This window comes from Mesorhizobium sp. P5_C1 (assembly GCF_054049815.1).
The window spans coordinates 1-9,372 of the sequence record NZ_JBFULQ010000200.1 but is presented as its reverse complement, the minus strand read 5'-3'; the positions used below and the strand labels follow the sequence as shown (position 1 = coordinate 9,372).

General features: G+C 61.9%; 12 protein-coding genes and 1 other RNA gene. 6 read left to right on the top strand and 7 right to left on the bottom strand.

Annotation, left to right across the window (positions count from 1 at the left end; all coding sequences use genetic code 11):
- Positions 1 to 326: 326 nt before the first annotated feature.
- The 4 genes from ACXJ7R_RS17050 to modA form a co-directional block, all read right to left on the bottom strand.
- The gene (locus tag ACXJ7R_RS17050) at positions 327 to 668 is read right to left on the bottom strand and encodes a winged helix-turn-helix domain-containing protein (RefSeq protein WP_095087111.1); all 342 of its coding nucleotides are present in this window, start codon (positions 666 to 668) and stop codon (positions 327 to 329) included.
- A gap of 81 nt (positions 669 to 749) precedes the next feature.
- Entirely contained in the window at positions 750 to 1,862 is a 1,113-nt protein-coding gene (gene modC / locus ACXJ7R_RS17045) for a molybdenum ABC transporter ATP-binding protein (RefSeq protein WP_457152861.1), read from the bottom strand.
- Complete coding sequence (modB, locus tag ACXJ7R_RS17040; protein WP_457152860.1) at positions 1,859 to 2,563, bottom strand: molybdate ABC transporter permease subunit; 705 nt, start codon at positions 2,561 to 2,563, stop codon at positions 1,859 to 1,861. Before modB ends, modC begins: the two co-directional genes overlap by 4 nt.
- Positions 2,564 to 2,579: 16 nt before the next feature.
- Complete coding sequence (gene modA / locus ACXJ7R_RS17035; RefSeq protein WP_457152859.1) at positions 2,580 to 3,374, bottom strand: molybdate ABC transporter substrate-binding protein; 795 nt, start codon at positions 3,372 to 3,374, stop codon at positions 2,580 to 2,582.
- Positions 3,375 to 3,523: 149 nt separating this feature from the next.
- On the opposite strand from modA, the gene ACXJ7R_RS17030 reads away from it, so the two are divergent.
- Positions 3,524 to 3,730 (top strand): TOBE domain-containing protein, encoded by a 207-nt coding sequence (locus ACXJ7R_RS17030; protein WP_095087103.1) that lies wholly within the window; start codon positions 3,524 to 3,526, stop codon positions 3,728 to 3,730.
- A gap of 38 nt (positions 3,731 to 3,768) precedes the next feature.
- Here the strand turns inward: ACXJ7R_RS17030 and ACXJ7R_RS17025 are convergent, their stop codons facing one another.
- Positions 3,769 to 4,563 (bottom strand): thymidylate synthase, encoded by a 795-nt coding sequence (locus tag ACXJ7R_RS17025; protein WP_457152858.1) that lies wholly within the window; start codon positions 4,561 to 4,563, stop codon positions 3,769 to 3,771.
- 216 nt (positions 4,564 to 4,779) lie between these two features.
- On the bottom strand, positions 4,780 to 5,091 hold the full coding sequence (locus ACXJ7R_RS17020) for a DUF2853 family protein (RefSeq protein ID WP_095087099.1): 312 nt from the start codon (positions 5,089 to 5,091) through the stop codon (positions 4,780 to 4,782).
- A 169-nt stretch (positions 5,092 to 5,260) separates the two neighbouring features.
- On the opposite strand from ACXJ7R_RS17020, the gene ssrA reads away from it, so the two are divergent.
- Together ssrA and ACXJ7R_RS17010 are read left to right on the top strand one after the other, a co-directional pair.
- Positions 5,261 to 5,620: a transfer-messenger RNA gene (ssrA, locus tag ACXJ7R_RS17015) on the top strand.
- A 113-nt stretch (positions 5,621 to 5,733) separates the two neighbouring features.
- Entirely contained in the window at positions 5,734 to 6,285 is a 552-nt protein-coding gene (locus ACXJ7R_RS17010) for an AAA family ATPase (protein WP_457152857.1), read from the top strand.
- Positions 6,286 to 6,327: 42 nt separating this feature from the next.
- On the opposite strand, the gene ACXJ7R_RS17005 is transcribed toward ACXJ7R_RS17010, so the two are convergent.
- Positions 6,328 to 7,533 (bottom strand): multidrug effflux MFS transporter, encoded by a 1,206-nt coding sequence (locus ACXJ7R_RS17005; protein WP_457152856.1) that lies wholly within the window; start codon positions 7,531 to 7,533, stop codon positions 6,328 to 6,330.
- 189 nt (positions 7,534 to 7,722) lie between these two features.
- On the opposite strand from ACXJ7R_RS17005, the gene ACXJ7R_RS17000 reads away from it, so the two are divergent.
- From ACXJ7R_RS17000 to ACXJ7R_RS16990, 3 genes are all read left to right on the top strand, one after another.
- On the top strand, positions 7,723 to 8,412 hold the full coding sequence (locus ACXJ7R_RS17000) for a TetR/AcrR family transcriptional regulator (RefSeq protein ID WP_457152855.1): 690 nt from the start codon (positions 7,723 to 7,725) through the stop codon (positions 8,410 to 8,412).
- A gap of 118 nt (positions 8,413 to 8,530) precedes the next feature.
- On the top strand, positions 8,531 to 9,073 hold the full coding sequence (locus ACXJ7R_RS16995) for an SspB family protein (RefSeq protein ID WP_457152854.1): 543 nt from the start codon (positions 8,531 to 8,533) through the stop codon (positions 9,071 to 9,073).
- A gap of 15 nt (positions 9,074 to 9,088) precedes the next feature.
- Positions 9,089 to 9,334, top strand: coding sequence for a DUF4169 family protein (locus ACXJ7R_RS16990; RefSeq protein ID WP_457152853.1), 246 nt, complete (start codon positions 9,089 to 9,091; stop codon positions 9,332 to 9,334).
- Positions 9,335 to 9,372: the final 38 nt, after the last annotated feature.

Genomic DNA, 9,372 nt, shown 5'->3' with positions numbered 1-9,372 from the left:
GCGCGAGGCAATAGCCGCCAGACATAGGTAAGCCGAAGCAGTACCCTCATCGCGCAGCGCCTCTTCGTGTTGAGTTGTTGCTAGTGCTGCGCTGTTTCCAAGATCATGGCCTCAGTTTCCTCGATGTATGGAGTGCTCAGGGGGCCGATCTGCTGTGCATCAACGTGTCGTCTAACCAAGAGGTGCCAATTCTAACCAAGAATCCGGAGCCGGACAACTGGCCCGCGAGCGCACAAAGCAACCGTTGCGATGATGTTGTTGGCACCGCGCTGTCGGCCTCTGGTTGGCGCCGTGAACTGGGCGTCCCATCTTCCGCTCGGCAGCTCTCACCCGGCGTCGATTTCAGCCTGCAATGCCTCCATATGCGTCGCAGCCGCAGCCGCAGCCGCGCGCTCGATGGCGCGAAAGCGGCTGACAACCGCAAGCCCCACCGCCGTCAGTTGCGCGCCGCCGCCCTTGCGACCGCCGGTCTGCGCCGCGACCAGCGGCTTGCCGAACACCCGGTTCATGTCCTCGACCAGGTCCCAGGCGTGCTTGTAGGACATTTCCATGCCACGCGCGGCGGCAGAGATCGAGCCGAAGGCGGCGATCTGCTCGAGAAGCTCGATCTTACCCGGTCCGATGCGCCCGTCGGGGTCGAGATTTATCCGCAAGCTCAGCGACGGCATCTTTGCTCCTCCGCGGTCACGCCCGATGCCATACTAGAAGCTCCTCAGCGATACCGCTATTCCAAAAAAACATAGCGATGGTCAGCCGTCCACTTCGACGGGCAGGCCGGCGCCGGTGTTTGCCCGGTCGAAACTCACCGTCTTGACCACCGCGAAAACCTTGCCGCCGAGCCGAAGCTTCAGCCCCTGCCGCGACTGCTCGGTGATGCGGGCAAGCACGGTTGCGCCGTTGCAGTCGATGCCGACCTCGACTGTCGCGCCCTCGCCCGGGCTGATGGCGACAATGGTGCCCGGCAGAATGTTGAGCGCGCTGAGGCCTGTCGGTTTCTCCGTTGCGATCATCACGTCGCGGGCGCGGATGCGGATGCGGACACGCGCCCCTGTCGTCATCGCCAGCCGCGGCACCCGGATCTCGCCGGCGGCCGAGCCGAGCACGGTCATGCCGAAAACCTCGTCATGGTGCAGCACCTTCGTGTCCAGCACGGCGCCGCCCTCGGCGCGCTCCTCCGCCGGCAGCAGGTCGAGCCTTTGCATCACCGCCTCGGTCGGTCCGCTCGCGATGACATGGCCTTGCGACAGCGTCACCACGTCGGTGGCCAGCCGTGCCACCTCGGCAACCGAATGGCTGACATAGACGATCGGAATTTTCGTCTCGTCGCGCAGCCGCTCGACATAGGGCAGGATCTCGGCCTTGCGCGCCTCGTCGAGCGAGGCCAGCGGTTCGTCCATGAGCAGCAATCTGGGGCTGGCCAGCAACGCCCGGCCGATCGCCACGCGCTGCTTCTCGCCGCCCGAGAGCTTTGCCGGGCGCCTGTCCAGCAGCGGGCCAATGCCGAGCAATTCGACAACGGCATCCATCTCGGCGTAGCGCTCCGTTGCCGGCGAGAACCAGCGGCCATAGCGCAAATTGCTGGCCACGCTCATATGCGGAAACAGGCGTGCATCCTGGAACACCATGCCGATGCGGCGCTTGTGCTTCGGCACGAAAATGCCAGCGCCGGTGTCGACCAGCACGCGGCCATCGACCTCGATGCGCCCTTTGTCGGGCCGGATCAGCCCGGCGATCATGTCGATCAGCGTCGTCTTGCCGGACCCGGAGGGTCCGAACAACGCCGTCAGCCGCCCGGCGCTCTCGAAGCGAACATCGAGGCTGAAATCGCCGAGGCGATGGCTGATGTCGACAAGGACGGTCATTCAATGTCCATCCGCCGTCCGACACGCCGTGCCAGCACCTCCGAAGCGACCAGTGCGGCCATCGAGATGACAATGGAGATCAGCGTCAGCCTGAGCGCGCCTTCGTCACCGCCCGGCACTTGCGTGAAGGTATAGATCGCCGACGGCAGTGTCTGAGTCTCGTTGGGGATGTTGGACACGAAGGTGATGGTCGCGCCGAACTCGCCCATCGCCTTGGCAAAAGCCAGGATGGCGCCGGCGATCAATCCGGGCAGGATCAGCGGCAGCGTGATGGTGGCGAACACCCAGTAGGGATTTGCGCCGAGCGTTCCCGCCGCCGCTTCCATCTTGCGGTCAACCGCCTCGATCGACAGCCGGATCGCGCGCACCATCAGGGGAAAGCCCATGACGCCGCAAGCGAGCGCCGCACCCGTCCAGCGAAACGAAAAGACGATGCCAAAATGCTCGGCCAGGAAGGCGCCGGCCGGCCCTCGCTTGCCGAAGGTCAGCAGCAGCAGATAGCCCGTCACCACCGGCGGCAGRATCAGCGGCAKATGGAYSASGSCGTYGAGCAGCGWCTTGCCCCAGAATTGTCCTCGGGCAAGCAGCATCGCGATCAATATGCCCGGCGGCAGGCTGGCGAGCATCGCCACTGTCGCCACCTTGATCGACAGCCGGACCGCATTCCATTCGTCGGGAGTGAGGTCCAGCAGCCAGTTCATGCGTTGGTTTCGTACCTCAATTGCTCGGCGTCAGGACAGTAAATCCCTGCTCCTTGAACAGCGCACCAGCCTTGGCCGACTGCAGGCATTTCAGGAAAGCCGGCGTATCCTTGTCCTTCGAATCGGCGGTCTGGGCAACCGGATAGATGATCGGCGGATGCGAATCCTCCGGGAAGGTGCCGACCACCTTGACGCCCTTTTCGGCGTGCGCGTCGGTGGCGTAGACGATGCCGAGGGCGGCTTCGCCGGTCGAAACCAGCTTGAGCGCCGCGCGCACATTCTCGGCCTGCGCCACTTTGCCTTCGACCGACGACCAGACACCGAGCGATTCAAGCGCGGCCTTGCCGTATTTGCCGGCCGGCACAGCCTTGAAGTCGCCCATGGCCAGCTTGCCGTCGCCAATCAGCTTGGCAAGGCCAAAACCCTTCTCGATCTTGGTTTCAACCGTCGAGTCCTTCGGCGCCACCAGCACGATCTCGTTGCCGAGCAGCTTCACTTCGGTGTCCGGCTTGGTCAGCTTCTTGTCGGAGAGATATTTCATCCAGTCGAGGTCGGCCGAAATGAAGACGTCGGCAGGTGCGCCGCCCTCGATCTGCTTGGCCAGCGCCGAGCTTGCGGCGTAGGAGACAGTCGCGGCCTCGCCGACATCGGCCTCGCATGCCTTGTTCACTGCGTCGAGCGCGTCCTTGAGGCTGGCCGCGGCAAACACCACCACCTTGTCTTCCGCATGAGCGGCCGGCACTGCCGCCATCAGCGTCGCGGCAAAACCACCAATGGCGATCGCTCTCAATCCGAAACCTTTGCGCGTCATGGAAAACTCCCCTGGGTTTGAAATCCGATMGGCTCGAAGCCTGCCACCGATATATCCGCATGAATATAACAAGGGAAGGCCCTGTACCCCTGTGCGACATCGATTGTTCTGGTAAGACGGGCAAAGAAGCCCTGGAAAAGGAAACTCCGATGAAGATCAGCGCCCGCAATATCCTCAAGGGAACGATCACCGAGATCGTCAAGGGAGCCACCACCTCGCATGTCAGGATCGACATTGGCGGCGCCGTCGTCACCGCTTCGATCACCAACGAGGCCGTCGCCGATCTTAAGCTCGAAAAGGGCAAGCAGGCCTATGCCGTGATCAAGGCTTCGGATGTGATGGTCGGCATCGACTGATCGGTGCCTGATTTCGAGGGTAAGCCGATCGGCGGGACTTAGACCGCGATCGGCGCCTTGATAGTCGCATCGGCGACGTAGTTTTCCAACCGGAAATCCTCGAAGCGGAAGGCGAACAGGTCCTTCACCTCCGGATTGATCCACATTGTCGGCAGCGCCCTTGGCGTGCGCTGCAATTGTTCGCGCGCCTGTTCGAAATGGTTCGCGTAGAGATGCGCGTCACCGAGCGTATGAACGAAATCACCTGGCTTCAGCCCGGTCACCTGCGCCACCATCAACGTCAGCAGCGCGTAGGAAGCGATGTTGAACGGCACGCCGAGGAAGATATCGGCGGAGCGCTGGTAGAGCTGGCAAGAAAGCCGGCCCTCGGAAACATAGAACTGGAACAGGCAGTGGCATGGCGGCAGCGCCATGGCTTCCACTTCGGCCGGGTTCCAGGCTGAAACGATCAGCCGCCGCGATTGAGGATTGCGGCGTATCTCTTTCAAGAGATTTGCTATCTGGTCGATGGAACCGCCATGGCCATCCGGCCACGAGCGCCATTGCTTGCCGTAGACCGGGCCGAGATCACGATTCTCGTCGGCCCATTCGTCCCAGATCGAAACGCCATGGTCGGTGAGGTATTTGATGTTGGTGTCGCCGGCCAGGAACCACAGCAGTTCATGGATGATCGACTTCAAGTGCAGCTTCTTGGTGGTGGTGACGGGAAAGCCGCGCGCCAGATCGAAACGCATCTGGTAGCCAAACACGGAGCGCGTACCAGTGCCGGTGCGGTCGCCGCGATCGGCGCCGTTGTCCAGCACATGCTGCAAGAGGTCAAGATATTGGCGCATCGGTTCCGGCTCGATTCGGTTGTCCTGCCATCATAGCCGACGGACAGGAGGCCGAACACTACAAAGCGGCGCAAGCGTTGCTTGCTCCATCACTCTTTTGCAGGCGTCTGCGCCGCCCCTCATTGCCCTGCCGGGCATTTCTCCGCGTATAGCGACGGGGAGAAAGAAGCCGGCAGCAACGTCGGCGCCCTTCTTGCAACGTCGGTCGCGCGACCGTCAGAGGGAGCCGAGTTTGCCCAGGTCCTTGGCGACCAGATAGTAGAAAGTCACCCGGTTCTTGGTGTTGTCGGCGGCCATCGCCTTGCAGACCTTTTCGATCGACGCATCAGCCTTCTTGTCGTCTGATATGCCAAGCTTTTTTGACACCCAGCCGGCCTTGACGCGGTCGAGCTCCTTCGGGTCGGTGCAGGACACCAGCGAGGAATCGCGGTTCCTGAGCGCAATGCCCAGATGCTTCACGATCTTGTCGACCACGTCGGCGCTTGCCGCGGCGTCGTATTTCTTCACGTCTGCAAGATAGTCGGCCATCAGAATTCCCCTCGTCGGCGCCACGAATCTGATCGATGAGGGCTGTGGCGCGCTGCTGCAACCTGTGCGCTAGGTCGGTAACTCCTCACCGTTGCAAAGCTTCGGTTGAGACCGCGCCCAAGTCAACCCTTGGCAATGCGGTTTTGGCATGGGGACAAAGTGCCATTGCGGCCTTTCATTTTCCACCATCGGCCCCTATATTCGTTTTGTCGGCTTGACCGACTATGGCGATAAATGGGCGATGAAATAAGCCGTTCGGACCCGGGGGCGGTACCCGGCGCCTCCACCAAAAGCCGCTGCCGAGACAAGGCGGTTTTTGCTGGGGGCGAAATAGGATCGACGAAGGTGTAAAGATCGTACTTTTGCCCGGCATTGTACCACCGTCATCGGGCTAAACTTATAGTTGCCAACGACAACTATGCGGAAGCACGTCTCGCTGCTTAATGCGGTGCGATAGCTTCAATTCAAGTCCTAGAGGTTCGCACTTCTAGGCGGGGTTCGGAGGTACCTGGCAACAGAAACCTCCACTTCTCCCCTCTTTCAATACGCCTCACGCGCAACGACAGCTTCGGCTGATCAGCCCCTTTGCACCGCCATGGCCGCGAAGGGCGCAGCACCGCGTGCCGTCTCCATGGACAAAAGATGCAAAACGATTCAGATCGATTCTTCGTGCTGACCGGTGGTCCCGGCTCCGGCAAGACCACTTTGATCGAAGCCTTGCGCCGGGCCGGCTTCGCCACTGCGGTCGAAGCCGGCCGCGCCATCATCCGCGACCAGTCCGCCATAGGCGGGACCGCCCTGCCCTGGCACGATCGCGCGCTGTTCGCAGAGTTGATGCTGTCGTGGGAGATGCGCTCCCATCAGGTCGCGTGCGAACACTCAGGCCCGGTCTTTTTTGATCGCGGCGTACCGGACACGCTTGGTTATCTGCGCCTGACCGACCTGCCCGTTCCCGAGCACGTCATGCATGCCGCCGAACGCTTCCGCTATGCCGGCCGCGTCTTCATTGCTCCGCCATGGCCTGACATCTTCACGCAGGATGCCGAGAGAAAGCAGACGCTCGACGAGGCCGAGCGCACCTATCATGCGCTGGTCGGCGTCTATTCGGAACTGGGTTATGAGCTGGTCCCGCTGCCATTGGCGCCGATCGAGGTCCGGCTGCGATTTGTGCTGGCCGAGGCAGGTTTGAGATAAAAAAGGCCGGGCGAGCCCGGCCTTTTCGTGGATTGTAATTGTTTATTCCGCCGGCGCCTCAACAGCTTCGCGCGAGCGGCCGAGCGTGACCTTGGCCAGCGTGAAGGAGATGACCGCACAGAGCGTGATGCCAGCCACCATCGGCAGCGGCGTACCGTCGAAGAACACCCCGGCGACGCCCATGGCCACCGCACCGATGGCGAAGTGCAGCGTGCCCATCAATGCCGAAGCCGTGCCGGCGATCTGGCCATGCTCTTCCATGGCCAGCACGGAGGTGGTCGGGATAACCAGGCCGAGGAAGCCGTAGCCGACGAACAACAGCGCCGCCATCACGTCGAGCCGGTCGATGCCTGTGGCCATCACCGCGAACAGCACCACCATCGTCGTGGCGTAGCCAGTCACTGCGACACGCACAACGCGCCGCAGCCCGAAGCGCTCGGCCAGCAGACCCGTCAGCTGCGACATGCCGATGAAGGCGACCGCATTGATCGAGAAGAACACGCTGTAGACCGAAGGCGAAAGCCCGTAGTGGTCGATCAGGATGAACGACGAGCTCGACAGATAGACGAAGAAGCTCGCAATGCCGAAACCGGCGATTGCCACCAGACCGAGGAAGTTGCGATCACCCATCAGGAAGCGGTAACCGGAAAGCGCGGTTGCAAAGGAGGAACCGGCGCGGTCTTCCACCGGCCGCGTCTCCTTGAGCGAAGTCGCCAACAGGATGGTGGCAAGCACTGCCGCACCCGTCACCGTCCAGAACACCGCGCGCCAGCCGAAATTCTCGATGATCTGGCTGCCGGTCAGCGGCGCCAGGATCGGCGACACCGAAAACACCAGCATCAGCAGCGACATCAGCTTGGCAGCCTCATTGCCTGTGTGCAGGTCACGCACGATGGCGCGTGGAATGGCCATGCCGGCGCTCGCGCCAAGGCCCTGCAGGAAGCGGAAAGCGATCAGCCATTCGATGGTCGGCGCCATTGCCGAACCGATGCCGCCAATCATGAACAGCGCAAGGCCGCCGTAGAGCGGCAGCTTGCGGCCAACCATGTCGGAGATCGGCCCAACGACGATTTGGCCAAAACCCATCGACAGGAAGAAGATCAACAGGCTCATCTGCACGGCGGCGGTGCCGGCGTGCAGATCCGCGCCGATCGAAGGCAGCGCGGGCAGATACATGTCGATGGCGAACGGGCCGATGGCGGACAACAAGCCGAGCACGACCGCGATGCGGAGGAATTTGGGACTCATGATAAAGGCTTCTTTCGAATCTGGTTGCCGCCGCGGGCCGGCGGGTAACCCAAGGACGTTCCATCCCCTGAAATTCCGACTCTCCAAGAGCGAATTCTCTTCGTCTCTCCGGAGCCAAATCTCTTCGTATTGTGTCCACAAATTTAGACACTCTTGTCTAATTCGTCAATCACCTCTATATRGATTTCTATGAAGCTGCACGTTTCTCCTGACACTTTCCCGCCACGCGGCCATGAGGCCAAGCGCATATCGATCGTCGACGCCGCAGCTGGAGTCTTCTGTCGCGAAGGTTATGCCGGCGCCAACATCGACTTGATCGCGGTCGAGGCCGGCGTCTCACGCCAGACCGTCTATAACCATCATGGCGACAAGGAAAAATTGTTCGTCGCCGTGGTGCGCGATCTGACCGAGCGCTGCAATACCGGCATTTTCGCCACCATCGCCACCTTCCCCGATCAACCCAAGGACCTCGAAGCCGATCTGATCGGCTTTGCCGTGCGCTTGAACCAGAACTGCATCTGCAACCGCGACGGAAAATTCCTGCGCAAGCTGATCCAGACCGAAGGCGAGCGCTATCCCGAACTGTTTGCAGAATGGCTGGAACAGGGCCCAGGCAGAACCTGGCCGGCAATCGCCGCCCGCTTCGCGCGGCTGGCTTATGGCGGTTACCTCGCGATCGAGGATCCCGATGTGGCGGCGCGTCAGTTTCTCGGCCTCGTCAATGCCGAACTGCAAACGACCTTCATGCTCGGCGGCACGCCGCGCGAAGACCAGGTGCTCCAGTCGGCGACCAATGGCGTGCGCACCTTCCTGCGTGCGTTTGGCAAGCGCCGGTCCGTCGCATCGGTTGAAAAGCAGGCCGCGCTGGCCAGCGCCTGAGCGATCAAATCGTCGGCAATAGTCCTCGTCTCGGTGCGGAGGTGATCTATATGCGGTTTACGCCGCGCTCAAGCTTGATTACAGCTATGCGGACGATTCAACGGAACCCGACCGCCACATGGCCGACGACCACATCCGCTACGACATTCTCGCCCAGGAGGCGTTGCGCGGCGTCATGCGCAAGGTCCTGGCCGAAGTCGCGCGCACCGGCCTCCCCGGCAACCACCACTTCTTCATCACCTTTCTGACCGGCGCGCCGGGCGTGCGCGTGTCGTCGCGGCTGCGCGAGCGCTATCCGGAGCAGATGACCATCGTCATCCAGTTCCAGTATTGGGACCTGAAGGTGAYCGACACGGGCTTCGAGGTCGGCCTGTCCTTCTCCGACGTGCCGGAGAAACTCGAAATCCCCTTCTCGGCCGTGCGCGGCTTCTATGATCCTTCGGTCAATTTCGAACTCGAATTCGACGTCAAGACGGACGGTCTGGCAGCCGAGGAACTAGCCGCTGAAGCCTCGCCCGAGCCGCTGACCATCGTCTCCGAGAAAAAGCCGAAGGCCGAGAAGAAGGCCGCCGCCGCCGAGTCGGAGAAGAAGCCCGCCACTGCCGACGCCGCCACCAAGGGCGCCGAAGTGGTCTCGCTCGACGCCTTCCGCAAGAAATAATCCACGGTTCGCGCCATGGCCGACATCGTCAACCTCCGCCAGGCCCGCAAGCAGAAGGCGCGGGACGAGAAACTGCACGTCGCCGAACAGAACCGGGCCCTGCACGGTCGTTCCAAGGCCGAAAAGGAACGCGACCGCATGATCGCCGACAAGAGCGACAAATTCGTCGCTGGCCACCGTCGCGAACCCTTTGGCGATAAGGACAACCAGAGCATCGGACAAAAAGGTGCGCGGCGGCTTCAGGATGAATCCGATGCTTAGAGCAAAATGAGCACTCCGCCGTGAGCGCCGTCGAAAAG